The sequence below is a fragment of the Novosphingobium mississippiense genome, from assembly GCF_044029535.1.
GTDB lineage: Bacteria > Pseudomonadota > Alphaproteobacteria > Sphingomonadales > Sphingomonadaceae > Novosphingobium.
On record NZ_CP147003.1, the window covers coordinates 839,195 to 865,830 of the forward strand.

General features: G+C 63.0%; 21 protein-coding genes and 1 pseudogene. 9 read left to right on the forward strand and 13 right to left on the reverse strand.

What is annotated here, in order from left to right; translation table 11 throughout:
- Positions 1-6: 6 nt before the first annotated feature.
- The 5 genes and pseudogenes from WBP06_RS22360 to WBP06_RS22380 all read right to left on the reverse strand — a co-directional run bounded on the left by WBP06_RS22360 (position 7) and on the right by WBP06_RS22380 (position 8,947).
- The gene (locus WBP06_RS22360; RefSeq protein WP_395337322.1) at positions 7-1,509 is read right to left on the reverse strand and encodes a tryptophan halogenase family protein; all 1,503 of its coding nucleotides are present in this window, start codon (positions 1,507-1,509) and stop codon (positions 7-9) included.
- Positions 1,506-2,561, reverse strand: coding sequence for a cupin-like domain-containing protein (locus WBP06_RS22365; protein ID WP_395337323.1), 1,056 nt, complete (start codon positions 2,559-2,561; stop codon positions 1,506-1,508). The genes WBP06_RS22360 and WBP06_RS22365 overlap by 4 nt, the downstream gene beginning before the upstream one ends.
- The gene (locus WBP06_RS22370) at positions 2,548-3,264 is read right to left on the reverse strand and encodes a SapC family protein (protein WP_395337324.1); all 717 of its coding nucleotides are present in this window, start codon (positions 3,262-3,264) and stop codon (positions 2,548-2,550) included. Before WBP06_RS22370 ends, WBP06_RS22365 begins: the two co-directional genes overlap by 14 nt.
- 89 nt (positions 3,265-3,353) lie before the next feature.
- On the reverse strand, positions 3,354-6,539 hold the full coding sequence (locus WBP06_RS22375; RefSeq protein ID WP_395337325.1) for a TonB-dependent receptor: 3,186 nt from the start codon (positions 6,537-6,539) through the stop codon (positions 3,354-3,356).
- A gap of 91 nt (positions 6,540-6,630) precedes the next feature.
- Positions 6,631-8,947: pseudogene (locus WBP06_RS22380) on the reverse strand (beta-glucosidase).
- 286 nt (positions 8,948-9,233) lie between these two features.
- Here WBP06_RS22380 and WBP06_RS22385 point away from each other — a divergent pair.
- From WBP06_RS22385 to WBP06_RS22395, 3 genes are all read left to right on the forward strand, one after another.
- Positions 9,234-10,460: an MFS transporter gene (locus tag WBP06_RS22385; RefSeq protein WP_395337326.1), complete on the forward strand. Its 1,227-nt coding sequence runs from the start codon at positions 9,234-9,236 to the stop codon at positions 10,458-10,460.
- Complete coding sequence (locus WBP06_RS22390) at positions 10,457-11,518, forward strand: LacI family DNA-binding transcriptional regulator (RefSeq protein WP_395337327.1); 1,062 nt, start codon at positions 10,457-10,459, stop codon at positions 11,516-11,518. The genes WBP06_RS22385 and WBP06_RS22390 overlap by 4 nt, the downstream gene beginning before the upstream one ends.
- 483 nt (positions 11,519-12,001) lie before the next feature.
- Complete coding sequence (locus tag WBP06_RS22395) at positions 12,002-14,494, forward strand: TonB-dependent receptor (RefSeq protein WP_395337328.1); 2,493 nt, start codon at positions 12,002-12,004, stop codon at positions 14,492-14,494.
- Between the two features lie 54 nt (positions 14,495-14,548).
- On the opposite strand, the gene WBP06_RS22400 is transcribed toward WBP06_RS22395, so the two are convergent.
- Both WBP06_RS22400 and WBP06_RS22405 read right to left on the reverse strand, forming a co-directional pair.
- On the reverse strand, positions 14,549-15,184 hold the full coding sequence (locus tag WBP06_RS22400; RefSeq protein WP_395337329.1) for a TetR/AcrR family transcriptional regulator: 636 nt from the start codon (positions 15,182-15,184) through the stop codon (positions 14,549-14,551).
- A 51-nt stretch (positions 15,185-15,235) separates the two neighbouring features.
- Positions 15,236-15,775: a hypothetical protein gene (locus tag WBP06_RS22405; protein WP_395337330.1), complete on the reverse strand. Its 540-nt coding sequence runs from the start codon at positions 15,773-15,775 to the stop codon at positions 15,236-15,238.
- A 105-nt stretch (positions 15,776-15,880) separates the two neighbouring features.
- Here WBP06_RS22405 and WBP06_RS22410 point away from each other — a divergent pair, with 105 nt between their 5' ends.
- From WBP06_RS22410 to WBP06_RS22435, 6 genes are all read left to right on the forward strand, one after another.
- Positions 15,881-16,735, forward strand: coding sequence for an SDR family oxidoreductase (locus tag WBP06_RS22410; RefSeq protein WP_395337331.1), 855 nt, complete (start codon positions 15,881-15,883; stop codon positions 16,733-16,735).
- A gap of 115 nt (positions 16,736-16,850) precedes the next feature.
- A complete protein-coding gene (locus WBP06_RS22415) occupies positions 16,851-18,023 on the forward strand; it encodes a hypothetical protein (protein WP_395337332.1) in 1,173 nt (390 codons plus the stop codon).
- A gap of 43 nt (positions 18,024-18,066) precedes the next feature.
- A complete protein-coding gene (locus WBP06_RS22420) occupies positions 18,067-19,257 on the forward strand; it encodes a sulfotransferase family protein (protein WP_395337333.1) in 1,191 nt (396 codons plus the stop codon).
- The gene (locus tag WBP06_RS22425; protein WP_395337334.1) at positions 19,254-20,270 is read left to right on the forward strand and encodes an alcohol dehydrogenase catalytic domain-containing protein; all 1,017 of its coding nucleotides are present in this window, start codon (positions 19,254-19,256) and stop codon (positions 20,268-20,270) included. Before WBP06_RS22420 ends, WBP06_RS22425 begins: the two co-directional genes overlap by 4 nt.
- Positions 20,271-20,283: 13 nt before the next feature.
- Entirely contained in the window at positions 20,284-21,336 is a 1,053-nt protein-coding gene (locus tag WBP06_RS22430; RefSeq protein WP_395337335.1) for a Gfo/Idh/MocA family protein, read from the forward strand.
- 11 nt (positions 21,337-21,347) lie between these two features.
- Positions 21,348-21,740 (forward strand): carboxymuconolactone decarboxylase family protein, encoded by a 393-nt coding sequence (locus WBP06_RS22435; RefSeq protein ID WP_395337336.1) that lies wholly within the window; start codon positions 21,348-21,350, stop codon positions 21,738-21,740.
- Between the two features lie 7 nt (positions 21,741-21,747).
- Here WBP06_RS22435 and WBP06_RS22440 read toward each other — a convergent pair whose 3' ends face one another.
- The 6 genes from WBP06_RS22440 to WBP06_RS22465 all read right to left on the reverse strand — a co-directional run bounded on the left by WBP06_RS22440 (position 21,748) and on the right by WBP06_RS22465 (position 26,635).
- Positions 21,748-22,926: a DUF1214 domain-containing protein gene (locus tag WBP06_RS22440; protein ID WP_395337337.1), complete on the reverse strand. Its 1,179-nt coding sequence runs from the start codon at positions 22,924-22,926 to the stop codon at positions 21,748-21,750.
- Positions 22,927-22,943: 17 nt separating this feature from the next.
- A complete protein-coding gene (locus tag WBP06_RS22445; RefSeq protein ID WP_395337338.1) occupies positions 22,944-23,756 on the reverse strand; it encodes an SDR family NAD(P)-dependent oxidoreductase in 813 nt (270 codons plus the stop codon).
- A gap of 80 nt (positions 23,757-23,836) precedes the next feature.
- Positions 23,837-24,508, reverse strand: a complete 672-nt coding sequence (locus WBP06_RS22450; protein WP_395337339.1) for a cytochrome b/b6 domain-containing protein — start codon at positions 24,506-24,508, stop codon at positions 23,837-23,839.
- Entirely contained in the window at positions 24,505-24,819 is a 315-nt protein-coding gene (locus tag WBP06_RS22455; RefSeq protein ID WP_395337340.1) for a high-potential iron-sulfur protein, read from the reverse strand. Before WBP06_RS22455 ends, WBP06_RS22450 begins: the two co-directional genes overlap by 4 nt.
- Positions 24,816-25,298, reverse strand: coding sequence for a VOC family protein (locus WBP06_RS22460; protein WP_395337341.1), 483 nt, complete (start codon positions 25,296-25,298; stop codon positions 24,816-24,818). Before WBP06_RS22460 ends, WBP06_RS22455 begins: the two co-directional genes overlap by 4 nt.
- Entirely contained in the window at positions 25,295-26,635 is a 1,341-nt protein-coding gene (locus tag WBP06_RS22465) for a DUF1552 domain-containing protein (RefSeq protein WP_395337342.1), read from the reverse strand. The genes WBP06_RS22460 and WBP06_RS22465 overlap by 4 nt, the downstream gene beginning before the upstream one ends.
- Position 26,636: the final 1 nt, after the last annotated feature.

The window sequence follows — 26,636 nt, forward strand, 5'->3', positions numbered from 1 at the left end:
GTCAGGTCACGCCGTCTGGGGTGTTCGTGCGCCTCGCGCGATTTCGGCCAGACGCTCCGCATGGGAAGGCATTCGCGAAACGGCAGCGTCGATGTTGCGCTGAAGGTCGCTCAGCGCGAGCTGCAGTTGCGCGGCCGGAAGCATAGAGGGCATCATGTGATGGCGCTGCGGCCACACGCCCTGTCCGGTCAGTACGGCGACCCAGGAATCGATGCGGAACAAGTCATCCCGGCCCTGATAGGCAATCGCCGCCTCGCGGAACAGCGCGATCCGCTCGGCAAGACTGTCCGGGATGGAGGCTGTGCCGCGCGAGCGCCAGAACTCGGTGTCGTTACGATGCGTCGCTGCGTAATGGAGGACGATGAAGTCGCGCACATGTTCCCATTCGTGGCGCGAACGGGCGTTGAACCATGCTGCGACAGCGGTGTTGTCCGGCCCGAACGGGAAGCTCTGGATCAACCAGGTCACCGCGATCATGACCAGATGAATGCTGGTCGATTCCAGCGGTTCGACGAAACCGCTGGCTAGGCCCAACGATATGCAATTGCGGTTCCATACCTGCTTGCGCATCCCGGTTTCGAAGCGCAGCAGCCGGGGTTCGAACAGCGGCGGTCCATCCAGCGCCTGAATCAGGCGATCCCTTGCGGCATCATCCGATAGGAAATCGCTGGCATAGACGATGCCGTTGCCGACGCGGTGCTGAAGAGGAATGCGCCAGCGCCAGCCTTCGCCATGCGCGATGGCGCGCGTGTAAGGCACGGGATCGCCGGATGATTCACTCTGAACTGCGAAGGCACTGTTGGCAGGCAGCCACTGGCTCCAGTCGTCAAAGCCGGTCTTCAGCGTCTTTTCGATCAGCAGGGCGCGGAAACCGGTGCAGTCGATGAACAGATCGCCCTCGACGCGGGCGCCCGATTCCAGCACGAGGGCCGTAATATCACCGCTCTCCCCGTGTTGTTCCACACTGACGATGCGCCCTTCTACCCTGCGCGCACCGGATTCTTCCGCCGCCCCCCGCAGAAACCGGGCATAGGCGGTCGCATCCAGGTGATAGGCATAACCCAGCGAATGATCGCCGGCCGCGGTGAACCGGCCCGCCATCGCTGCCTGCTGTTCCAGCGAATAGTCGCCATAGTCGCCGCCAAAACCGCGCCTGCGCGCTTCCAGCCAGAAATGCTGGAAATCCGCCACAAATGTGGATCGGCCCACCGACCCGAAGGGGTGGAAATAGTGATCACCCACCCGATCCCAGTTTTCGAACGAGATGCCCAGCTTGAACGTGGCATTCGTGGCACGCACGAATTCGGCTTCGTCCACGCCGATGAATTCGTGAAACGTGCGGATCGTGGGGATCGTCGATTCCCCTACGCCGACGGTGCCGATGTCATCGGATTCCACCAGCGTCACATCGACCAGTCCGTTCAACTGGCGGACCAGCGCGGTGGCCGCCAGCCATCCGGCAGTGCCGCCGCCGGCCACTACTACCCGTTTGCGCACGTTGCCATTCATCGGTTGATCCTGTTGCCGACCAATGCACGCAACCTGCGTGCAAGTGAGGAATCCAGTGGGGCGAGGGGGCCTCTCGCCGCTGCAGGCAAATGCGCGGCGGCGTGTTCGGCCGCCCCGAAGATGTAGTGATCGAACATGCTGCGCCAGGCGGCCTTTTCGTGGGCGGGACGATCGCGCAAGCTGAGCAACGCGTGAAGCAGCGTGGTCATCGGATCAGCCAGAAACGCCGGTGTGGCATTCCACCAGTAATTGATCAGCACGTTGAAATCTTCGAGCGCCTCGACCCGATGCCACCACAAGGCGGGATAGATGAGTACGTCTCCCGGCTCCAGCTCCGCGACCTGCCCGGCTTCCAGGGCCTCCGCAAAGCCTGGATAGCGATCAAAATCGGGCTTTGCGGCATCGACCATGCTGACGATCTGCCCGGCAGGTGTGGGTTCGATGGGGCCGGGGTAGAGATTGCTCACCTGATCGGGCGGAAACAGCGTGAAACGCCGCCGCCCGACGGCGCAGATGGCCATGTTGTTGGACATGTCCCAATGCGTTTCGGCAATGGTGCGATTGCCGATCCAGGCGCTCGCCAGCGGCGGGTGATGCGCGAAGGTACCGTCTGTCGGGTTGAGTTGGTGCGACGCGCGCAACCCGGGAAGGAAGGTGTCGAGATCGGTCGATCCCAGGTAGATCGCCGGGGCATCGGCCATGCCGCGCAATGCCAGCAGACGATCCAGGAATGCGGACAGCGCGCCCCGCTCGGTGGTGAAGTTCAACCCGGTAAGATCGGGATTGTAATGAAAACGTCCAGCGATGCCCGGCTCGCCGAGATACGCAACGACCGGCAGCCCGGCATCATGCTGACGGAGCACTTGCACGGCGGCTTCCGCCGAGATTTTGCCCGCACGGACCAGCGGCCAGTCGGCAGCGGCCTGGCGGAGGATGACGGGCTCGCCAGCCTCGACCAGCGCAGTCAGCTTCAGGTCTTCGAGCGCGGCGCCTTCGACAACGCGGGTGTGCCGCATGGCGGCGGTACCCGTCGGCCGGTCAGCTTCCGCCATCGCGGGCCAGCTTGCGATCGAGAAGCGAGGAAAGATTGCCGAGCGAGGACATCAGCCAGACCGCGCAGCGAAGGAAGTCCCCCTGATGAAGCTGGGCAAGCTGCGCGCCATCCAGAGCGGCGAAGCGCGATTGCGAGATCGTCCAGCAATCGGGAATGACGAAGCGGCGGCCATCGGGCGATTCCAGCTGAAGCGTCGTCGCTTCCAGCAGGCCGGCATCGTCGAACGCGGTGATCATGGCCGGGCCGATCTGGGTTCCGGCATAGATCATGCGGAGCATCGCCGCGACATGATCGAGATAGGGCGCATTGCCCCCATGATCGAGGAAGACGCGATGGCCTTGATCGACAGAGATGCGGGGGTGATCCAGCGCAATGTGGATCATCGGTTCGCCAGCCTCACCGGCTTTTGGAACACCGATCGAAAACGGCCCGCGTGCCACTAGGGCGGGGATGGCGCGCGCATCCCATTCGTGCCCATTCAGATAGAGATTTTCATCGTGCGCGAAACCGAGCAGTGCGACCGCCCGAAAGGCTCCAGCAGCATCGCGACGGAATACGATAGGGTATTCGCGGGACAATGCCTCAAATTCAGGGGCAAATACCGTCATTTGATTGACGGCATCGCCCAGTTCCGCCCCGTAGTCTGCGCGTATCCGCAGATCGTGATGGTCAACGTTATTGAGAAGTACGGGATCGGACATGTTCTATCGCCAGCATCGTATAGGGAATGCCATCCCACACGAAGAAGGCCTGATCAAGGTGACCTTCTTCGCGTGGGCGGCACTTATTCTCAGAACTTGTAGCTGGCACCCAGCAGATAGCGGGCAGAGCCCTCGGTTTCGTACCAGGTGTTCATCTTGTCACGACCGTAGGTGCGCACACCTTCCTCGAAGAGGTTGATGCCTTCGAAGCTGACAGCGATCTTCGGCGTGATGTCGTAGCTGATGCTGAAGTCAACCTGGCTGTAGGGCGCAGTGAAGACCGGGTTGTGATAGCTGTCACGGTTCAGCTGGCTCAGGTACTTGTCACGCCAGTTCCAGGCGAGGCGAGCCGAAATGCCATACTTTTCGTAGATCAGCGTCACGTTGGCGGTGTCGGACAGGCCAACAAGCGCGAACTGGTCGACACTGGGAGGGGCTGCCACGTCGATGCCGACGTCGCCGCGCACCAACGTATAGCTGGCTGCGATGCCGAGGCCGGTGTTTCCAAGGAAGTACTGGCCAGCCAGTTCCACGCCGTAGATCTCGGCATCCTTGTTGTTGATCGGCGTGTTGACCGAGAAGTCGAACAGCGGGTCGTTAGCGTCGGCGACGATGTCGACGGCGGCCAACGTGCTGTCCACGAAGCCCTGATCCAGCGCGCGGGTCTGCGTGTTGTAGTGCTGGGCGAACTGGGCATTGGCTGCGGCCACGTCACCATTGTTCTGCTGGAGCAGAGCGGTGTAGGTGAACAGGTTCACGTCAGTGATATCAGCACCGAAAGTGGACTGCAGCTGCGTCTTTGCCGTACCCGAACGCGTGCCCGGTTGACCCGATGTGGGGTCTGCCAGTCCGAACAGCGAACGATTGACCAGGGTGTTGCCGATGAAGTTGTGCACCCGCTTGTCGAAGAAGCCGACCGACAGGTAGACGTCCTTGTGCGGATACCATTCCAGCGACACGTCGAAGTTGTCCGAGTTCAGCGGATCGAGGTCGGTGTTGTTGGCATTGCCGGTGGCGATGCCGCCGATTGCGGTCGGACGCGGCGGCTGGCCGACGGTGGTCGATGCGAACAGATTGCCGTAAGGCGCACGTGCGATCGACTTGCCGTAGGAGAAGCGGCCCTTCAGTGTGGGCGTGAAGTCGATCGAGAAGTCGAACGCCGGCAGCAGATTGTTGTAGCTACCCTTGTTGCGCACTTCCTGTCGATCAGCCGTGTACTGGATGCTGAAGTCGTTGTCCGCCTGCCATACGATTGCGAGCGGGATCGGCTGCAGCGAAACCGCCTTGACCTTCGTGCTTTCGAAGCGGGCACCCGCAACCAGCTGGGCATCCATGTTGCCGATCTGGCCGTTCCAGGTGAACTGGCCGTAAACCGCCCAGATGTCTTCCTTGACGCGGTTGTCGTTGTTCGCATCGATGTTGTTGGCGTGGTTCACGCCGTCGGTGGTGATGCCGCTGTAGTAGTTGTACAGCGTGTTGTAGAGCTTCGTCGCATCCTCGGTACGCCAGGCGACCATCGAATTCGCGTCGGAATTCGGGTTGTTGTGGTGGAACTGGCAGGTCGTGCAGAACTGGAAGACCTGGCCCGGTGCCACAGCGGCGATTTCCGGCGGAAGCGAGTTGCCCCAGTCACCCAGAACCTGACGCGTGTTGTACTGCGTCTGGCGCGTGTTGGTGCTGCGATAGTTGCCGCCGAAATCGAAGTGGCTGTCGCCACCCAGATCGTACTTGCCGTCAAGGCGCAGTTCCTTGACGCGCTGGGTCTGCGTGGAGTCGAACTGACGCTGAACCGCGCCGGCCAGATCACCCTCGTCCAGCTTGCCGTCGCAATTGCCCTTGGTGAACGCCACGCCCTTGGGGGTGGTGCTGGCCTGGCAATCGTTGAACGTGATGGCCTGCTGCGGGAAACCGCCCTTGGTCCAGGTCAGCGACTGCGACGACACGACCGGCATATTGAACGCCACCGTGGTCGAGGTCTGACCATTCGGATTGTCGCCAAAGCTTTCAGCCTTGCCGAAGTGACCGTCCAGCGTGAACGACAGCTTGTCGGTAGCCTGCCACGCCACGTTGGCGCCGACGTCGTAGAGGCGGTTCTTCTGGGCGCGATAGGCCTGTTCGAACGCGCTGTCCTTCACGCCGTTGATGGTCTCATGCAGGAATTGCGTGGTGGCGATGCCGTCCGAAGCGTCGTCGAAGCCAACTTCGTCGAACGGACGGTTGAACCAGTTCGACTGCGTCGAACGACGTTCCGATTCCCGCAGCTGCGCGTACAGACCGTCTACGGTCAGGGTCAGCGTGTCGGTGGGCTTGTACTGCAGAACGGCCTGGCCGTTGATGCGTTCGCGGCTGTCTTCCGAGAAGTGGTAGCGGCTGTCGTTGGGGACGGCCACCAGCACGTTCTGATCGGTTGGCAGGTTGGTGTACTTGGTGTTCGCGTTCACGAAGCCGTTGGCGGGATTGAGGAAGTCCGAAAGAGTACGGATATTCCAGTCGTCATTCGCCTGGCTGGGAACGCTGAAGTTGCGCTTCTGGTAGCTGCCGAACAGGGCGACGCCGAAACGCTGGTCTGCGTCGGTCCAGCTGGCGATGCCCGAAAATTCTGGCGTCACGTGATTGCCGCAGCTGACGCAATCGTCGGCGCTGGTGTCATAGCTGGCCTTGGCGCCGACCGAACCCTGGAAACCGCTTTCGCTGTTGTCCAGCGGGCGACGGCTGCGGATGTCGATCGTGGCGCCGATGCCGCCCGAAGGAACGGCTGCGCGCGACGTCTTGTAGACGAGAAGGGTCTGGATGCCTTCCGAAGCCAGGTTCGAGAAGTCGAACGAACGGCCGGTGCCCGAAGCGCCGTCACCACCCTGGTCGCCGCCGACGGCGGTGATGTCGGAGGTGGCCAACTGGCGGCCGTTCAGAGTGACAAGGTTGTACTGCGCACCGAAGCCGCGCACGGTCACGGTCGAACCTTCGCCGTTCACACGGTCGATCGAGACGCCGGGAATGCGCTGCAGCGATTCCGCGAGGTTGGTGTTGGGGAACTTGCCGATGTCTTCGGCCGAAATGGCGTCGACGACACCGTTCGAATTGCGCTTGATTTCAGCGGAACGTTCCAGCGACGCACGAACGCCGGTGACGACGATTTCGTTCGCGTCGACCGCGGCGCCACCAGGCGCGGCGGCCGCGTCCTGCGCGATGGCGACGCCTGGTGCGACCAGACCCGCCAGCATGGCTATTGCTGACGTCGATCGCGCGAACGACGACGCAAGGCGTGAACCCTTCATGATACCCTCTCCCTGTTACTGCGAGTATTTTGCAGTCATCGCGGCATTGACACCGTCTTGATCTGCATTGCTAACATTGCCGACATCGCTGTCAATGTGTCTTGTTTTTTGCGCCTTTATTGCCGCCAGTATCCGCGGCAGTAATGCTCATTCGAGCACCATCCAAATTAACAATCTTTTCAGCGACTACGTGCTCGGCATCGGTTGCCAGCGAAAGCTGGTAATTTCCTGTTGAAATCTGCCATCCCTGCGCGGTCCAGCGCGCCAGCAACCGTGGATCGGCCTTGATCGTTAGCGTCGCGGTCTCGCCCGGTTGAAGCACGCGGCGGGCCCAACCCACCAGTCGCGGCGTGGCGACGCCGGGGAGCGTGGCGTAAAGCTGGGGAACGACCGTCGTCACGCGCTTGCTGTCGTTGTGCACGGTCACGCTCGATCCCGGCGTGGTTCCGCCGGAGAAGCTGGCGTTGGAAAACGCGGCGTGCCCATAGCTGAGACCGAAGCCGAACGGGAACAGTGGCTTCTGCTTGCTGGCAGCATACCAGCGATAGCCGACCTCGGCGCCTTCCTGATAGTTCACGGGATAGGGCGGCAGCTTCGCGGCATCGCCCATCGCCGCGTTGGCGGCGGCTCCGTTGTCCGATATGCCAGCGGGCATCTGCACGGGTTCCGGACGCGGAAGCTGGCTGGGCGATTGCGGGAAGCTGAGCGGCAAACGGCCCGATGCGTCCACTTCGCCGAACAGCACGCGGGCGATGGCTTGCCCGCCGCGCTGGCCCGGATACCAAGCCTCGACCACGGCGGGAACCTTGTCCAGCCAAGGCATCAGCACGGCACCGCCGGTTTCGAGCACGACCACGGTGCGCTGATTGGCCCCCGCAACCGCGCCGATCAGCGCATCCTGCCCATCGGGAAGCGAGAGCGACGGCGCATCCTGCGCTTCGGTCTGCCACTGGGTGGCGAACACGATGGCGATGTCCGCCTGCTTGGCCGCTGCCGCTGCGGCGGCAGGATCGCTGCCGTCCACGAAGCGGATCGTTGCCCCCGGCGCCATCGCGCGGATCGCGTCGAGAGGCGACGATGCGTGATAGGTTACGCGGGCGAAGGAGGCCGCAGCGCCGCTGGTCAGCGGAATTTCGATCGGCACGCCGCCGACAGACCGCACTTGCGACGAGCCACCGCCCGACAGCACACCCACGTCGGCGTGGCCGCCGATGACCGCGATGGTCTTCGCTTCGCGCGCCAGCGGCAGGATGTTGCCGTTGTTCTTCAGCAGGACGATGCCGGCCTCGGCCGCACGCTGCGCCACCTTGGCATGGGCTTCGTAATCGATCGGCTGCGCGCTGGTCGGCAGCGGATGGTCGTACGCGCCCGTGGCGATCAGGCCGGTGAGGATGCGGTGGACCATTTCGTCCAGCCGCTGCGTTGATACGCGACCTTCGGCGACGGCTTTGGCCAGCGGAGTGCCGAAAAAGATGCTGGAGTCCAGTTCCTGCCCGGACTCCTGGTCAAGGCCGGCGTTGGCGGCCTTTTCCGTGGAGTGAACCGCACCCCAGTCCGACATCACGAAACCGGGGTAGTTCCATTCCTTGCGCAGCACATCGGTCAGCAGGAAGCGGTTTTCGCAGGCGTAATCGCCATTGATCCTGTTGTAGGCGCACATCACCGAGCCGGGCTTGCCCTCGGCGATCGCGATTTCGAAGGCCAGCAGATCGCTTTCGCGCAGGGCCACCGTATCGATGCGCGCATCCAGGACAGTGCGGCCGGTTTCCTGGCTGTTCAGCACGAAGTGCTTCACCGTGGAAACGATGTTGTTCGACTGCACGCCACGGACGGCGGCCGCCGCCATCAGGCCGGACAGCAGTGGGTCTTCACCGAAGTATTCGAAATTACGGCCATTCCACGCATCGCGCGTCAGGTTGACGCCACCGGCGAGCAGGACGTTGAACGTCTTGGCGCGGGCCTCCGCACCGATCATCGCGCCGCCGGCATAGGCGATATCGGTATCGAACCCGGCCGCCGTGGCGAGGGCGGAGGGCAGGGCTGTCGCCACGTCGCCCTTGCGCTGCTCCACCTGGTTGGCAACGCCCAGCGAGGCATCGCTTTCACGCATGGCGGGAATGCCCAGGCGCGGGATGGCGGCAACATACCCGGCGGAGGGAATCATGTCGGCCGGCGGATTCTTGGTCTGCGGCGGGAACAGGCCGTGGACCATGGCCAGTTTCTCGTTCGAGCGTCATCGCCTTGACCAGCGCATCGGCGCGTTCCTGGGCGGAGCGGGACTTGTCCTGCCATACGCCCGTTGCCGGCTTTTCGGCGGAAGGCGTTGCGGTCTGCGCCGTCACGGGCGCCGAAATGACGGCCGCCGGAAGCGCAAGGGCCAGCGCGGCCAATGCCGTGGACTGACGCATGACATGCAGACGGGCGCGCCGTTGCCGAATTTTCGGTTGAGCCTTCATGATCCTCCCTGCCGCCTTTTGGTCGGCTTGAGGGTCTGATCGCAAAGTCTGACATCGTTGTCAATCGGACTCGGGCAGCTCTATTTCGACTTTGTTGCTGTTTCTTGTCGATAGAGCGAAGACAAGGCGCGCGATCTTGGCGGAAATTGCCTATGATCGGCGCACAAAATAAAATCAGGGGGGTGCCACCATGGTCTCAAGATCGGGCGCTGCGGACGATATTGTGCAAGCGCCAGTCATGACGGAGCGGACGCGCGCTGCGCGCATGTTCAATCTGTCGATCGGCACGTATTTCATGGGCGGATTCGTGGTTTCGCTGGTAAGTCTGCTGGTTCCGCGGCTGAAAATCCTGATGGGACTGGACTATACGCGTGCTGCACTGGTGCAGGCGGCGTTTCATTCTAGTTATCTGCTGTTTGCCCTGCCGGTCACGGCGTGGCTGGTGCGAATCGGGTACATGCGGGTGATCGCCGCTGGCTGCGCGGTGATGGCGGCGGGCAGCCTGGGGTTCGTGGGAGCGGCGGCGCTGCACAACTATCCAATGGTACTGATCGCGCTTCTGGCGCTGGCGGGGGGAATCACGTTCCTGCAGATCGCCGGCAATGTCGTGATCACGCTGGTCGAAGATACCGACAAGGCGATTCCCCGGATGACGCTGCTGCAGGGGTTCAATTCCTGCGGCACGGTGTTGGCCCCGCTGCTGGGCGCTTCGTTCCTGCTCAGCGATCGCAGCGCGGGGGACGATGCCAGTGCCTGGATGATGGTGGCGATTCCATTCATCGCCAGCTTTGTGGTGCTGCTGGCGATGGCCTGGAGCTATCTGCGCAACCGCGACCTGCTTCGCGATACCACGCCGCCGCAGCGGGTGCCGCTGTCCGGCCTGCTGCGCGTGCTGTCCACCCCGCGCCTGACGGCCGGCTGCATCGCCATGTTTGGTTACGTCGGCGCGGAGGTGACCATTGGAACCTTGCTGACGAACTACCTCGTCCTTCCCGAAATCATCGGCGCCGATCCGGTTGCCGCCGGGCGTCTGGTCAGCCTCTACTGGGGCGGGGCGATGGTGGGGCGCTTTGCTGGGTCCATGGCGCTGGGCCGATGGCCGGCGACCCGCGTTCTGACGGCGACGGCCTGTGCGGCGGCAGCGCTGGTGCTGATGGCGACGTTCGGCAACGGCATGATCGGCGCAGTGGCTCTGATCGCGGTCGGCGTCTGCAATTCGATCATGTACCCCACGCTTTTCGCCCTCGCCCTGCCGGACGAGCAGGCGGCGGTGCCCTACGCATCCATGGCCCTGTGCATGGCGGTAGTGGGCGGCGCCGTGGTGCCAATGGCCACGGCGGCGTTGGCGGATGGCATCGGCCTCTTGCCGTCGCTTGCGGTTCCCGGCATCTGCTACCTCGTCATCGCGGCGTTCGCCGTGGTTCGAGCGGGTTATCCTGCTGCGCTGGCATGGAGAATGGCTTGAAGGCAGTTACGATCAAGGACGTCGCGGCGCGGGCGGGTGTTTCGCCCAAGACGGTATCGCGCGTGATCAACGGTGAGCAGCACGTGCGTGACGAGATTCGCGAGCGGGTGATGCGCGTCGTTGACGAAATGGCGTACAAGCCGAATGCCTTCGCGCGCGGTCTTTCCAGTTCGCGATCTTTCCTTGTCGGGCTCTTCGTGGACGATCCGGTCTCCGGCTATGCCGCCGATCTCCAGCGCGGCGCGTTGGAGCAATGCCGAACATGCAGCCATCACCTTGTGGTAGAGGCGGTGGAACGCGATCGCCCGGACTGGCTGGCGCAGATTGATGCGACGCTGCGCGAACTGTCGCTTTCCGGCGCCATCCTGGCCGCTCCGGTCTGCGACTGGAGCGAATTGCTGGACCTGTTCGACAGTCACGGCATTCCAGTCGTCCGTCTGGCACCCGCCACCGAACCGGGCCGCGCGATGCAGGTGCGGATCGACGACCGGGCGGCTGCGCGGGAAATGGCAGAGCGGTTGATCGAGTTGGGTCATCGCGACATAGCCTTCATCCGCGGCCACCCGGGGCACAGCGCTTCGGCCTTGCGCTGGCAGGGCTTCGCCGATGCCTGCGCGGTGGCCGGTATCGACATCCCCACCCGGCGCGCGCTGCAGGGCGACTTCAGCTTCAAGTCCGGCCTTGCTGCGGCGGAGGCCATTTTCGCCGACGCAAAGCGGCCGACCGCGATTTTCGCCAGTAACGACAAGATGGCTTTCGCCGCGCTGGTCGTGGCCATGCGGCATGGTGTTGCCGTTCCCGGTGAACTGTCCATCACCGGTTTCGACGACGATGAAATTTCGCGCATGGCATGGCCGGCGCTCTCCACCGTCAACCAGCCTAATGCCGAGATGGCGGCAGTCGCCGTCGATCTGCTGGTAGGAGGCTCCGCGCGAGAGCGGACCGAGGCGAGCGACTGCGTCGAATTGAGCTATTCCCTGATCGAGCGCGAAAGCACCGGGCCTGTCGGTCGCCCGGCCGCCAAAGCTGGGGTGCCGGTGTTCAAGTCGGCCGGCTGAATATTGACGGTTGATTGCCCGAATATGTCAAAGTTTATCCATACATTTGGACAATTCACCGTCGATCGACATGCTGCGCAATAACTATAAGCGCCAGCCCTCCAGCATTGCCGATTGATCGGATGTTGGTGTGCTAGTTTTGCGCGCATTTTCGCGATTCCGTTGCCGTCATTTTTGGCCAAGTTCGCCCGGGCGTTATATTCGCGTGCCCGCGATCGTGTGCAGGGACTATCGATCGACTCTTTAAATCGTGAACACTACTGTTCCGGTTGCGACATCAGACTGGATCAAGCCGTGGCCTTTCCAGCGAACCTTTGTGCGCAAACCGCGCCTGCTCGCCGTGCCCAAGCGCACATGGCGGCGGATCCGGCTTGCCGAACCATGCTGCAAAAGTGCGCCTGATTTAAGGTCGAGCCAGAACCTTCAAGACCGGAAGAAAAAGCAGAAAACCAACAAAAAACGATATTGAACGGGAGAGGGACAATGACGAAAGCCGTTTATCGCGCCATGCTTTTGGCGGGAACTGTTCTTGGCTTTTCCACGCCTGCGCTGGCGCAGGACAATGTCGACGAAATCGTCGTTACGGCGCGTCGTGTCGAGGAGCGTCTGCAGGATGTTCCCATCTCCATCACGGTCTACAACCAGGACCAACTCAGCAATCGCAATGTGGTGTCCGGCGCGGATCTGGCGACCTATACGCCGTCGCTATCTTCCAACGCCCGCTATGGCGGTGAAACCGCGACGTTTGCGATCCGTGGCTTCACGCAGGAAAGCTATACCTCGCCGTCGGTGGGCGTCTACTTCGCCGATGTCGTCGGTCCGCGTGCGCAGGGCGGGACGCCGGGCGGCAATGGCGCGGGCGTCGGCATGTTCTTCGACCTTCAGAACGTGCAGGTGCTGAAGGGCCCGCAAGGCACGCTGTTCGGCCGCAACACCACCGGCGGCGCGGTGCTGCTGGTTCCCCAGCGGCCCAAGGATGACTTTGGCGGCTATGCCGAAGGATCGATCGGCAATTTCGACATGCGGCGGTTCCAGGCGGTGGTCAACGTGCCGCTGGCGGAAACCTTCAAGGTCCGCCTCGGCCTGGACCGGCAGGTGCGCGACGGCTATCTGCACAACCGGTCCGGCATCGGCCCGAACGATTTCGGCGACGTCGATTACTGGGCGTTCCGCGGATCCGTGCTGGCCGAAATCACGCCGGACCTCGAGAACTACACGATCGCCAGTTACACCCGCTCGCGCACCAACGGCACGACCGGAAAGATCGTCGTCGCCAACACGCCCGGATGCCGAGACGGCGTGGCGGACCGGTTCCCGCTGCCGACGGCGGGATCGACCGCATCCTATCTGGCGCCCATGGTCTGCTCCGGCACTTTGGCCCGCGCGAAGGATCAGGATTATGGCTATTGGGACGTCGAAAGCGGCCACCCCAATCCGTTCCTGGAGATCGACAGCCTGTCGTTCATCAACACCACCACCTGGCAGGCCAGCGACACGATCACGCTGAAGAACATCGCCAGCTATCAGGAATTCACGCAGGCGCAGGCGTTCAATGTCGGGGCGGACAATCTGACCTACCAAGGCCTGCCGGTCACCTGGGTGGGCGTCACCCCGGCCAAGAGCCTGAACAACATCGACCAGTGGACCTTTACCGAGGAATTCCAGCTTCAGGGCCGCACGCCCGACAACAAGCTGACCTATCAGGGCGGCGTCTACTACGAACGGTCCGGTCCGCTCAGCAATTGGCAGGGAACGGTTTCGCAGATCACCACGGTGCTTTCGCCAGCCCAGACCGGGCTGCCGATCCCGGTGTTCACCACGTCATCCTGCTCGGACATCGCGAACTACGTCTGCACCAACCTGAACAGCCTTGGCGCCAAGGCAATTCCGTCGATCCTGCAGAACTCGCTGACCCGCTACTGGTATCGCAACATCGGGCTTTACGCGCAGGCGACATACAAGATCGTCGAGGCGCTCTCGCTGACGGGCGGCTTCCGCTACACGATGGACAAAGTTCGAGGGGAGGGCGGCACCCGCACGGTCCGCGTCACCAACGATACGCCATCGTTCTTCTGCGCTGCCTATCCCACGCGACCCGCTCCGACGGGAGAGGACTGCGTGACCTCTCTGTCCCAGAAGTCCGAAAAACCGACCTGGCTGGTCAGCCTGGACTACAAGATCACGCCCGACGCCATGGTCTATGCCAAATACGCGCGTGGGTACCGCCAAGGTAACGTCAACGTATCGAACACGGTGCCCGTGGGCTGGGGGCCGGAAAAGGTCGACACGTACGAGATCGGTGCGAAGGCCAGCTTTCATGGCACTGTGTCTGGTTATCTGAACCTTGCCGGATTCTACAACGATTTCAGCGACCAGCAGCTTTCGGCCAATCTCATTCCCGATGGGACCGTGGCCGGCGCATCGCCGTCGCAGGTGATCGTCAACGCCGGAAAGTCGCGCATTCAGGGCATCGAGGCGGAAGGCGCGCTCAACTGGATGGGCTTCAACCTCACGGGAGGCTACACCTGGCTCGACACCAAGCTGAAGTCCTATTCGCCGCCATCGATCCCCGGCTATCTGCCGCCATCGACCGGCGCGGCGGTAGGCGGCGTCCTGCCGCTTTCGCCGAAGCACCGCGTGACGCTGACAGGTACCTATACGCTGCCGCTGGATGACAGTATCGGCAAAGTCTCGCTCTCGGCCACCTATACCTACACCGCCAAGCAGCTTGCGGCGAACGATAGCCCGATCGGTTGGCTGCCATCGACCAATCTGTGGAACCTGAATGCAAACTGGAACTCGATCGCCGGCAGTCCGGTCGATCTTTCCGGCTTCGTCAGCAACCTGACGAACGAGAAATACCCGGTCTTCGTGGGCAACGCGTGGAATTCAACGGGTTATGATTCGCTGATCCTGGGGCAGCCGCGCATGTATGGGGTTCGTCTGCGGGTCCGCTTCGGCGGCGACGCGCTGTAGGGGTAAGGTGAGGGGGCGGGGCAGTAACGCCCCGCCTCCTTTCCGCGGCGAACATCAATCCTTGTTGGCGTTGATCCCGTCCAGCACGAATTCCAGCACCGCCTCGTCGATCGCCTCGTCCGAAGCCAGCCCCGGCGGAAACAGCACATCCTTGAACATGACGTTGGCCAACACCGCGGCGAAGGAGACCCGCACCATCAGCTTGGGATCGATGCGGGGTGTGGCGCCAAGCCGCTTCGTCTGGACGGCCGCGCCACGCTCAAAGTATTCGCTCAGGCTGCTGATGGCGCGTGCGCTGGCATCGCTGTCCGATCCGTGGACGCTCGCCGTCAACACCGTGAGCAGGAGCTGAGAATGCTCCTGAAGAAACCGCTGCAACTCCGCGATATAAAGGCGCGCATTTTCCCGGCGGTTGCCCGTTGCCGGATCGTCGATGGCGTGGCTTTCGTTGAACTGTTCAAGATGCGTATCCAGTGGGCGGAACACCGCCTCCTGAAACAGCGCCGCCTTGGACGAGAACATCCGGAACAATTGCGCTTCGGTGCTCTCCGCCCGGCGCGCGATGGCGGCCGTGGTCGCGCCGGAATAGCCGCAGCGCTTGAATTCCGCTTCCGCCGCTTCCAGCAGGCGACCGGCCACTTCCTCCGAAGTCCGCCGCTTCCTGCGCGTCGTTTTGCCCTCTTCGCTCACCACCGCTCCATCGTGTTGCCGCGCGCAGGCTTAGCAGAAGGGATGCCCCGTTCAACTGCGCGGCACCGATGCGAAGAAGTCCAGCCCCGCCTGTTCGGCAAACAGGTATTCGAGATAGTGGCCCAGTTCCGGCACGTCGACGAAACAAGCCTGCAGCAGTGGGTTACGGCTGCGATAGGGGACGGCCCAGCCGTTGCGCTCCGCTTGCCGGAACACGCCCTGCCATTGTTCTTCGTCATGGATCAGGAAGCCCAGATGATGGTGCCGCAGATGAAAGCCATCGCACTGTGGCAGCCGATCGCTGTAGATTGCGGAGCCGGGACCGGCGGCCTCGATCACTTCGTACATCACCGTGCCCACCCAGGCGAAATCCGCCTTGATATAGCCGCCCTGCGCAAGTGGTCCTTCCAGCCGGCAGAACTCGCGAATGCCCAGCCTTTCGGAAAACAGCGCCCGCGCCGCTTCGATGTCATTGGTGGCATAGGCCATCTGGAAATGCTCGCTGAGCAGCAGGCCTGACCCCGGTTCGAAGCGATCCACGGAACGGTCAAGCGAAAGCGGCATCATGATCTCCTCACCCAGGACGATCATGATAGTACATGCTATCTATCTTGTGCAAGTGCCTGCCTTGGCCTTACGATTCCCGAATCAAAGGGCCCCGCGACACCGACGCGGACGCATGAGCAGGAGAAGGACATGGCTGGCGATCTGGATGGCCTGGGTTATCGCGACAAGAACGTAGTGGTCACGGGTGGAGCGTCCGGCATGGGTGAGGCCGTGGCACGGATATTGGGCGAGCTTGGCGCCCAAGTGCACATCGTCGACATCCAGCAACCGAAAGTGGATCACGCAGGCTATTACCGTTGCGACCTGTCGGATTTCGACCAGGTGCGCGCCACGGCAGCGACGTTGAAGGCGATCGCCCCGATCCACTTCCTTTTCCCCTGCGCGGGCCTGCCACCACATATCAAGGGCGCGCTCTATTGCATGAGGGTGAACTACATAGGCACCCGGCTGCTGGTGGAAAGCCTGCTCCCCTCGCTGGCAGATGGGGCTGGCATCGCCCTGATCTCATCCGACGCAGCTATGGGATGGCAGAAGAACATCGCCCAAAGCCTTGAAATGCTGTCCATCAGCGATCCAGACGAAGCGCTCGCCTGGGTGGAGGCAGATCCGGAAAGGCGCCTGCGCGACGGTTACACGACCTCCAAGGAAATGCTGGTCGTCTGGGTGGCGAAGGCGGCGGTCGCGCTGGGGAATGAGCGGCGCATCCGCTTCAACGCCATCGGCCCATGCCCGACGAAGACGGCTTTCATGGATCAGTCCGCCGACGTCATCAGCCAGGAATTCCTCGACGCATGGCCCTATCCCTCGCTCGGCCGCATTGCCACGGCGGAGGATCAGGCGTGGCCGCTGGTTCTGCTGAACAGTCCGCTCAACGGCGCGGTGACCGGGGCGTTCCTCTATACCGACCAAGGCTTCGCGACCGGGGTGATGACCGGTGCGATCGACGCGTCGTTCATGATGGGCAGCCAGAGGCAGCAGGCCTGACTGCGCAAAATCGCCGGGGCGGTGGTCGCGGCAACGGTTCGAATTGGCTTGTCCGGCCATGTTGAACACACGTAGATAGTTCATGCTATCAATAGGGTTGGAGAGGCCCCACACGATGGAAATCGAGCCGAACATCCTCGCCTATCTGGCCGACCTTGAAACCGCGGTCGCCAACCTGAAGGACACCTGGCACCCGGACGATCCGGCCTATCGTGCCGACGTCTATCGCCAGACGATGACCAGCCTGTCCTATGCCTACTTCGCCTATTTCCATGCCACGCCGGAACATCCCGATTGGGCGCCGCTGTGGAACCCGGTCTACACGCTCCAACCAAATCCCGACGACATCTACGTCCAGTCACCCATCCGGGGTGATTTGACCTATCGGATTTCCGGCAATCGCGGCACCTGCCGGATCTTGTCCTTCACCACGCAGAAGGTGCAGTCCGGATCGGTGGACGAGATGCCCCGGCCGAATGGGCATAACGAGGTGGACGACACCGACCTTGGCCTTGAACTGGGCAAGGATTTCTCCGTCATCTTCAGCGCCGAACGGCCGGCGGGCTACACCGGCAAGTGGGCGAAGATCGATCCGGAGGCGGGCTACCTCTACCTCCGCTATCGCAGCTACGACTGGTTGAACGAGGTGGACCCGCAGCTTTCGATCGAATGCCTCGATCCGGTGCCGCCCAAGCCGCGCCTTTCGCCGGAGGAAATCCTGCGCCGCATTCAGGAGATGGCGAAGTTCCCCGGGCGCAAGACCAAGCTCTACTACCCGATGCAGAACGGTGTGAAGGATCGGGTGGGCTTCAACGTCTTCGAACCGATCCGCATGCCCGGCGCACTGGTGAAGCAGGTCTACTGGCCCGCCTGCTTCCAGCTCGAACCCGACGAAGCCCTGATCATCGAGACCGAGATCCCGGCCAAGGCACCGTACTGGAACATCCAGCTCAACGATCCGTACTTCAACGCGCTGGAATACGTCTATCGCATCTCCAGTTCGAACGGCCATTTCGCGAAGCTGAGTTCGGACGGCAAGTACCGTGCGGTGATCGCGCTGGAAGATCCCGGCGTGCCCAACTGGCTGGACCCGGCAGGATATACCGAGGGTGGTATCTATGGCCGCTGGTACGATTGCGACAGCGAGCCGACGCCGACGATCAAGCGCGTGAAGCTGGCCGAACTGCGCGATCACCTCCCCACCGATACCCCCACGGTGACGCCCGAGGAACGCGATGACGAACTGCGCCAGCGGGTGCGCGCCTGCCAGCGCCGCCGACGTTGGTAATCGGGCGCTGATGACAAGAACGAGGTACGAGAGAGGATAGTCGATGGATTTCGGGTACGATCCGCCCGAGCGGTTCCGGACCGCGTCGGACCAGGCGCACGAGATTGTCGCGCGCGAACTGGGGCACGACGATTTCGGCCCCGGCGATTACCTGCACGGGCTGAAGGTCATGCTCCAGTCGATGGACTATGACCCGCATTTCACCGAGCAGGGCCGGCGCGCGGCATGGGGGCAAGTGATCGGCGTGCTCCGCAGCCGGGCCGGGGCCTTCAAGGCGATGAAGGACAATCTGGGCTTCGATGCGGAAGCGATCACGGGCCCCGTGGTCATTACCGGCGTTCCGCGCACGGGCACCACGGCGCTCCATCGGTTGATGGCGGTAGACCCGCGTTTCCAGGGCTTGCAGACGTGGCTGCTCGATGCGCCGATGCCGCGTCCGCGCTTGAGCGAGTGGGAAAGCTATCCCGAATACCGCAAGACCGTCGCGGTGTTGGAGGCACGCTATGCCGCCGCCCCGCAAAAGCGGGCGGCGCACCACATCGCCGCCGAGGAAGTGCACGAATGCTGCATGCTGCTGCGCCAGTCGTTTGTCTCCAACTTGTGGAGCTGCGGCTGGTCCGCACCGACTTACGACGCATGGTGGCAGTGCCAGAGCGAGCAGGCCGCCTATGACTACTATTACCGCTGCGTCCAGCTGATCGGATCGAACGATCGCGACAAGCGGTGGCTGCTGAAGAACCCCGGGCATATCGAGAATCTCGATCTGCTCTTCGCGGTGTTCCCCGATGCGAAGGTGATCCAGACACACCGTGATCCGGCCAAGGCAGTGCCTTCGCTGGTGTCGCTGCTGATGACGCTCCACCCGACGATGGAGGAAGGCCGTGCCGACCAGCGCGCCGCCAATATGCTGGAACGCGAAGTGGCCAAATGGGCGAACGCCGTGCGCAAAGCCGATGCCGTGCGCGAACAGCATCCGGGCAAGGTGCTGGACGTCGTCCATCTCGATTTCCATCGCAATCCGATGGACGTGCTGGACCGTATTTATGCCTTCATCGGCATGGACATTCCGGACACGACGCGCGCCCAGTTCGCGCAGCGGATCGAGGAGAAGCCAGAGCTTCAGCACGGCGTCCATCGCTACTCTATTGCCGATTACGGCATGACGCCCGAACAGGCGCGGGAGCCTTTCGGAGATTACATCGAACGCTTCGATCTGGTGGAGAAAGGCAAGTGAGGGCAGCGCTCTATCCGGGCGGCGGCCGCCCGATCGTCATCGAAAGCCTGCCCAATCCTCGCCCGGGCCCGGACGACCTGCTGATCCGGGTGGACCGCTGCGGCATCTGCGGCACCGACCTGTCGATGACCAAGGGCGGCATGTGGGACTATGGCGCGAACGTGCAGTTCGGCCACGAATATGCGGGCGAGATCGTCGAACTGGGCAGCAATGTCGAAGGGTTCCGGATCGGAGAGAAGATCGCCGTCCTGCCCTCGGTCGCCTGCGGGAACTGCCGCCAGTGCCGTGCGCATGGCAACAATGTGCTCTGCCAATCGAGTCCGTCCAAGGCGATGGTGGGTTTTGCGGAACTGGCCTCTGTGCCTGCCACCGTGGCGACCAAGCTGCCGTCCACACTGTCGCTGGCCGATGGCGCCCTGATCGAACCGTTGGCGATCAGCCTCTACGGCACCAAGTTCGCCTCAATCGCACCGGGTGACCGTGTGCTGGTGCTGGGCGGCGGTACGGTCGCGCTCTATGCGATCTACTGGGCGCGGCGACTGGGGGCAGGGCGGATCGTCGCCATGTCACGCTCGGCGCGGCGCAAGGATTTGGCGCTGGCGATGGGGGCGGATGCCTTTGTCGCCTACGGTGAAGGCGAGATCGGCGAAGTGGTCGAAGCGCTGGGCGGGCCGCCGCAAGTGGTGTTCGAGGCGGTCGGCGCCGAAGGCATGCTTTCCAAGGCGATCACCCATGCCGACCAGTTCGGCCGCATCGTCTCACTGGGATTCTGCACCGCCCCCGATCCGGTGATCCCGGCCATCGCCTCCTACAAGTGCGTCTCCATGCAGTTCGCAGTGGGCTATTCGATGAAGGAATTCGTCTACATTGCCGACCAGATGGACAAGGGCCACGTCGATCCCAAGGCGATCGTCACCAATGTGATCGGCCTGAACGAGTTGCCAGACATGTTCGCCACGCTGCGTGGCCCGAACGAGGAAACCAAGGTCCACGTGCGCTGCAACGCATCCTGACGGAGAGCCGATCATGACGAAGATACCCGCACTCGTCGTCGGCACCGGATTCGGCTGCCGCGTCCATGTCCCTGCCTTGCGCGCCGCCGGTTTCGAGGTGGTGGGCCTTGTTGGCACCCGGCCGGACAAGCTGGAGCGCAAGGCGGCGGATGCCGGCATCCCCGCGTTCTTCACCGATCTGGACGAAGCGATCGAGAAGACCGGCGCGCAGCTTGTCACCATCGCCTCGACGCCTTCGACGCACGCGCCGCTGGCGATGAAGGCCATCGCGCGTGGTTGCCATGTGCTGTGCGAAAAGCCCTTCGCGCTCGATGCGGCCGAGGGCGCGGCCTTGCTGGCAGCAGCGGAGAAGGCAGGCGTCGTCCACATGGTCGCGCATGAATTCCGCTGGCTGCCAGAGCGGGTGCTGTTCGGACGCGCGATTGCAGACGGCCTGATCGGTGAACCGCGTTTGCTGGCGATGGACCAGTTCATTCCGTTTTGCGCCGATCACGAGGCGCGATTGCCCGGCTGGTGGTTCGACGAGGCTTCGGGCGGTGGCTGGCTAGGGGCGGGCGGCTCCCACCTGCTCGACCAGATCCGCGCCTGGCTTGGTGAGTTCGACAGCGTTTCCGCGCGCCTTCTCACGGTATCCGATCGGACTGACGTTGCTGACGACAGTTACTCGCTGCGATTCCGGCTCGCCAATGGGCTGGAAGGTTCGATGCAGCAGAGCGCAGGCGCATGGGGAGCGCCAGCCACTTTGGTGCGCTGCGCCGGCAGCAAGGGCACGGTCTGGATCGACGCAGGCAAGGTCATGCTGGCCGACAAGGACGGCACGCGCGAACTGGACGTGCCCGAGGACTTGCGCCTCCCCATGGGCGAGGTATCGGCTTCGGGTCGCCCGCCCAGCTTTGAACTCGGCCCGTTCACGCGGCTTTGCGAAGCGTTGCGTGATGCGATCACCGGCCAGATTGGGCAGTCTTCGGTCGCGATCCCGACTTTCGCCGATGGTCTGGCCTCGATGAAGATCATGGATGCCATTCGCCAATCCTCTCATGAAGGTGGCGCGTTGAAGACGGTCTGAGGAGCACGGCGATGGACAAGCGCGAACGCGGCATCGATTATCTAGGCAAAGCTCTGGCTACGGGCGAGGGGGATGCCTTGCGCGAACATCTCGTCGGCGGGGATTTCGGCAAGGAATGCGCGACCTGGGCGGCGGACTTTGCCTATGGCACCATCTGGTCGCGCGAAGGGCTGGATCCGCGTTCGCGCAGTTGCGTGGTGATCGGCATCCTGATGGCGCTGCGTCAGACGGAGGAACTGAAGCATCATGTTCGCATGGCGCTGGCCAACGGCATCAGCCGCGCCGAACTGGAAGAAATTCTCTATCTGGCCGTTCCCTACGCCGGGTTTCCGGCCGCGAACACGGCGAAGTGGGCAATGAAGGAAGCGCTCGCCGCGATCGACGCTGCTGAGCTAAGCGACTGACGCGGGGCTACCAACGGCGCCTGCGCTGGCAGGCACGCACTCTGCGGCGCAATTCCTCCGCACGTTCGTCCGGCGTGACGATGGGCGTGTCCGACGGCAGATGGTCACGCAGTTCCGCCAGCCTTACGCGCTTGATCGTCGGCGTGGGCTCGCTGTCGCAATCGTACCAGCGGCCGTAAATGGTTCCCTGCTTGAACCCCGCTGGATCGAGCCAGTTCGGCACGCCGGGATCTTCCAGCGCGATCACGGCGCGGAACTTCCCGTCCGAACTTACTCGCGCATAGTGGCCGTTGGTGCTGGAGAGGCGATAGACGTATTCGGCGGCATTGAAGTACGGATCGTTCAGCTGGAAATTCCAATAGCGTCGCTGTGCGGGTAGGTCCGTCTCGACGATCAGCGCTTCGCCGTCTTCCAGTTCGTAGACGGCCGGCAGGTAGACCTGCCGCGTGAAAGATCCGCCGTACTTGATCGGTTCGAACACGTTCACACCCACGCGTTCGCGAATGCCGTTCTGCATAGGGTAGAACAGTCGAAGCGCGCGTTCGGGCATATGGGCCATGTGATCGATGCGTTCGACGATCTGGTCGGGCGACAGGCGCTGTTTCGGGCCGACGGGATCGAGGCATTCGATCGACATGCGGGGATCGACCTCGTTCTCCCAGTCGTAACTGCGATACCGCGTCATCAGCACCTGCGCGCCGGGGGCTATGCGCAGCCAGTTGCCCTGATGGCCTTCGGGGCGTTCGGCGCTGAGCAGCAGTTCGAAGTCGCCATTCGCATCGACCTGCAGGTCGCCGTCGTCGATGTCGTTGTAGTGTGCGCCGGTCAGGTCGTTTTCCCAAGGCATGCCAGCAAGGCTGAGCTGGGTGGTGAAAGTTACCATCTTCACCGTGCCGCGATTGCCGCTGATGCGATAGCGTCGTTCGCTGCTGATCGGGCAGTAGAGATAGATATCGTCCGGATTGGGCTGCAGCGTGAAAACTGGGTTCCACAAGGGGGCCCAGTCCGGATGATCGGCATCGGCATGGAAGAACGCGAAATAGGCGTAGGAAAACTGCATCATAATCTGGCGGTAGACGTCGGTGCGACAGGCCGGATCATCAGGCCGCCACGTGTTCGCCAGTTGCGCCACGGCCTCTTCCAGCGGGGCGAGGTATTCCATCAGCGGTTTGATCGCAGGCGCCATGCCCGGCTCCTCCCTTGTCAGTCCAATGCCATTCCGCCCAGTGCCGGGCCGCCATTGACCGCGATCGTCTGCGCGGTGACGTAGGAGGCGGCGTCACTGGCCAGGAACACGATCACGTTCGCCATTTCATCGGGCGTTCCCGGGCGGCCAAGCGGAATGGGTTTGGCCATGTCCTCGCCGGAGATGCCTGCGGCATCCCACGCAGCCGCAGCGCGCGGGCTGGCAATCATGCCGGCGGCCACGCAGTTCACGCGGATGCCGTGCCGGCCCCATTCGGCAGCGGTGACGGTCGTAAACATCTGCAGCGCGGCCTTTGCCGCCGAATAGTGGGCGCCACCCTTCACGCCGGTAATCCCGGCGTTGGACGAGACATTGACAATCGCGCCCGACCGGGCAGCTATCATGTGCCTGCCGGCCTCGCGCGCGCAGAGGTAGGCCGATTTGGTGTTGAGATCGAAGGCCGCATCCCAGCCACGGGTGGGGATCGCTTCCAGCGGGCCCATGCGAGTGCCGCCGGCGTTGTTGACCAGCACGTCGATCTTGCCGAACGCCTCTACCGTGCGTCCCACCATGCGGGTCACGGCCTGCTCGTCCTTGACGTCGGTCGGGATCGCCAGGCACTCACTGCCGCTTTCCGCAGCGATCCGGCGGGCCGCGGTGTCGAGTTCATCGACGGAGCGGCTGCATATCACGACACGCGCACCCAGCCGCGCCAGTTGCAGCGCTGTGGCATATCCGATGCCGGTCGCCCCGCCGGTGACGATGGCCGCCTTTCCCGAAAAATCGAGCAGTTCGGTAATAATCGCCGTGTCCTCCAGCCACTTTCCCATCACAATAAATAGTGAATACTATTTACGATAACGAGAAGAGGACGGGGCACGGTATCGCACGCGCGTTGCAGCGGATGCGGCTAGAGGCCGAAACCCTTGCCCGCATACCACGCAAAAGCGGCGGCGACTGTCGCGGCAATCGCGAACGTCGCCAGCGATGCAGGTCGAACAGCCGGCGTTTCGGGGGCCAGTTCACGATCGCGGCCCGTCACCATAGGGCCCAGCAGATTGCGGCGGCGGAACAGCTGATAGAAGCCCACCGCCAGCACGTGCAGTCCGATCAGAGCCAGCAGGACGTTGAAGCTTATCGCATGGACTTCGGCGGCAAGCCGGCCTTGTTCGAAGCTTACGAGGAAGGACAATGGCCCGGATTCCAGCCCATCGACATCCGTCGCGAACAGGCCGGTTCCCACCTGTAGCGAAAGTAGCACGAGCATGACCAACACGCTGTAGCCGCCCAACGGATTGTGCCCGGCTCGCGCGGCCTGCCGTCCCTTAAGGTAATCAAGAACCGTTCCGGGTGAGGCGAACAGAGGGCCAAGGCGCGCGGTGCTGGCGCCGACCAGCCCCCAGATCAAGCGAAAGGCCAGCAGGCCCAGCAAAGTCAGGCCCGAGATGTAATGCCAGTCCATGTGCCGGTTTTCCGCGTTCCACCACGAAAATGCAAAAAGCGCGACCAGCAGCCAATGAAACAGGCGCGTGGGAATATCCCATACCCGAACCCCGACGCGAATGCCGGATGGAGCGCTCATTTCGCCACCTTCGCGGCGAACGAATTGCAGACGGCGCCGTCATTGACCGGCCCACCCGAAAGCATCTGGCAGGCCCCGCATCCCGGAGCGGACGCGGTAAAAAAGGCGCAGAGGCCGCACCGACGGTTTCCTGCCGGCGCTGCATCGAGGTAACCCAATGCCCGTCTGCGGCTTTTCTGGGTGTAGGGAAGGGTCGCGGGGTCGTAGCAAGCGGCGCCTTGCGCCTGCGCCCTTGCAGCGACCAGGCCCGCCATCGCGACGGCGCCAAAACCGAAAACCTGCCGCAGGAAGTGCCTGCGTGTCGCGGTCATTTCGCCGCTCCTGCAGAAGAGCCGCTTTGTATCACTTCAAGGGGATACCCTTCGGGATCGCGAAGCTGGAGGACGCGGTAACCGCGCGCTGCTTCGTGCACGGGATCGTGCCCGATGCCGGCCGCATCCAGGCGGGCGACGAGCGCATCCATGTCCGTCACACGCAGCACGATACGGTCAAAACCGTTGCCATGGGTAAGACTGGTTGGCGCATCAGGCCCGGAATCGTGAACCAGGATGAGCCCGGCTTCGGCGGGATCGGCCGAAAACCGCAGCATATATTCGCGGCGCGTGCCGTGATCGAGCGTCATGCCTGGCTTCAGGCCGAATGCGGTTTCGTAGAACTGCAGTTCCCTGTCGATCGCCACGGCATTCAATACCGGGCCAAGCAGGCGGGCAGTCGGTGCCGACGACTGCGCATAAGTGCCGGATGGCGAAAGCGTCACAGCCAGCATGGCGAGAGCGAAAGCCGCCTTCATGCCAGCATCTCCGTGATGGGCTTGGACGTTTCCATGCTCTTGCCACCCCACTTGTCGACAGGCACGCCCATCGCCTGCTGCAGCGTCAGCCCCACGCGGCTGATCGGGGATCCCAGCCCGTCGACGTAAATCCCGGTCTTGAAGCGCCCGCCGGCGCTGCCTGCGGTCATCATCGGGATATTGTCGATGGTATGGAACTTGGCGAATTCGGTTTCCGAATGGGCAAAGACCAGCGTGTTGTCGAGCAGGGTGCGGGATCCTTCCTGCACCTTGTCGAGCGCACCGACGAAGTAGGTCCATGCCTCGAAGATGCGGTTGAGGAAATAAGTCGCCTCGGGCTGGTAGCCCAGCCGGTTGTCCAGCGCCTCTTCATGGGTAAGCTGATGATGTGTGATCGTGCTGCCGATCCGCGTCAGCGACGATGCGCCGTTGTTGAACATCATGTTGAACACCCGCGTCTGATCGCAGGCCAGCGCCATGACCATCAGGTCCGTCATCAGCGCATGGTTGGTGACCACGTTCTCGATCTCGGCATTCACCGGCCGGTCGGCGACCGGCTTGGGCACGAGGCAGGCCTGCAACGGCTCAGGCTTGGTAAGTTCCACGTCCAACTGGTTTTCCAACTGGCGTACCGATGTGAAGTACTGCTCCAGCTTCTGCCGGTCCGCCACGCCGACGGACCGTTCCAGTGCCTGCCGCTGCTCGGTGACGGCCGAGAGCACGCTGCGCCGGGCCATCACTTCGGGGTCGGGCGTGAACGTCGCGCCGTTCGGATCCTTGAAGCCGGTTCCGAAGATACGCCGGTAAAGCCCTGCTGCAGAACCTTCCGAGGGGTTGAGATTGCCGCCGCCCCGACCGCTCAGCGAATTGCGCGGATCGCCGGAGGCCGATGTCTCCAGGCTGCGAAACCGGGTGTGCGTCCCGATCCGGTCCCCGATCGTCACATCGAAACTTTCCCCGGGAAGCCCGCCTTCCGCCGTCATTGCGCGGCCGGTGCGAATGGCGGGCCCGCCCGAAACGTGAGGGAGGTTCGGAGCACCGTCCAGCATGACATTGAAGTTGCCAAGAATGTTGATCTTCTGCGCGTGTGGCCTGATCACTTCCAGTTCGGGCTTCAGGTCGTATCCGGGCCCAGCCTTGTCCGGAAACCAGCGGCTGGGATTGACGCCAAGGCCCCAGAACCAAGTGCCGAAACGGATCGGCACCGGCGCGCCGGTGGCGGCCAGCGCTTCGCCGTTGCCATCCAGAAAGATGTCGAGCAGCGGAACGCCCACAGTGATCGCGGCACCGTTCAGCAGGCCCTTGAGGGCAAAGCGGCGGGACATGTCGAATGCCATT

What these genes read in the sequence shown, in the direction of transcription:
- WBP06_RS22430 (WP_395337335.1), top strand. Translation starts at nt 20,284, where the DNA reads ATGACGAAGATACCCGCACTCGTCGTCGGCACCGGATTCGGCTGCCGC.
- WBP06_RS22455 (WP_395337340.1), bottom strand. Translation starts at nt 24,819, where the DNA reads ATGACCGCGACACGCAGGCACTTCCTGCGGCAGGTTTTCGGTTTTGGC.
- WBP06_RS22365 (WP_395337323.1), bottom strand. Translation starts at nt 2,561, where the DNA reads ATGGCGGAAGCTGACCGGCCGACGGGTACCGCCGCCATGCGGCACACC.
- WBP06_RS22440 (WP_395337337.1), bottom strand. Translation starts at nt 22,926, where the DNA reads ATGGCGCCTGCGATCAAACCGCTGATGGAATACCTCGCCCCGCTGGAA.
- WBP06_RS22385 (WP_395337326.1), top strand. Translation starts at nt 9,234, where the DNA reads ATGACGGAGCGGACGCGCGCTGCGCGCATGTTCAATCTGTCGATCGGC.
- WBP06_RS22420 (WP_395337333.1), top strand. Translation starts at nt 18,067, where the DNA reads ATGGATTTCGGGTACGATCCGCCCGAGCGGTTCCGGACCGCGTCGGAC.
- WBP06_RS22370 (WP_395337324.1), bottom strand. Translation starts at nt 3,264, where the DNA reads ATGTCCGATCCCGTACTTCTCAATAACGTTGACCATCACGATCTGCGG.
- WBP06_RS22360 (WP_395337322.1), bottom strand. Translation starts at nt 1,509, where the DNA reads ATGAATGGCAACGTGCGCAAACGGGTAGTAGTGGCCGGCGGCGGCACT.
- WBP06_RS22450 (WP_395337339.1), bottom strand. Translation starts at nt 24,508, where the DNA reads ATGAGCGCTCCATCCGGCATTCGCGTCGGGGTTCGGGTATGGGATATT.
- WBP06_RS22445 (WP_395337338.1), bottom strand. Translation starts at nt 23,756, where the DNA reads ATGGGAAAGTGGCTGGAGGACACGGCGATTATTACCGAACTGCTCGAT.
- WBP06_RS22375 (WP_395337325.1), bottom strand. Translation starts at nt 6,539, where the DNA reads ATGAAGGGTTCACGCCTTGCGTCGTCGTTCGCGCGATCGACGTCAGCA.
- WBP06_RS22460 (WP_395337341.1), bottom strand. Translation starts at nt 25,298, where the DNA reads ATGAAGGCGGCTTTCGCTCTCGCCATGCTGGCTGTGACGCTTTCGCCA.
- WBP06_RS22395 (WP_395337328.1), top strand. Translation starts at nt 12,002, where the DNA reads ATGACGAAAGCCGTTTATCGCGCCATGCTTTTGGCGGGAACTGTTCTT.
- WBP06_RS22465 (WP_395337342.1), bottom strand. Translation starts at nt 26,635, where the DNA reads ATGGCATTCGACATGTCCCGCCGCTTTGCCCTCAAGGGCCTGCTGAAC.
- WBP06_RS22435 (WP_395337336.1), top strand. Translation starts at nt 21,348, where the DNA reads ATGGACAAGCGCGAACGCGGCATCGATTATCTAGGCAAAGCTCTGGCT.
- WBP06_RS22415 (WP_395337332.1), top strand. Translation starts at nt 16,851, where the DNA reads ATGGAAATCGAGCCGAACATCCTCGCCTATCTGGCCGACCTTGAAACC.
- WBP06_RS22405 (WP_395337330.1), bottom strand. Translation starts at nt 15,775, where the DNA reads ATGATCGTCCTGGGTGAGGAGATCATGATGCCGCTTTCGCTTGACCGT.
- WBP06_RS22410 (WP_395337331.1), top strand. Translation starts at nt 15,881, where the DNA reads ATGGCTGGCGATCTGGATGGCCTGGGTTATCGCGACAAGAACGTAGTG.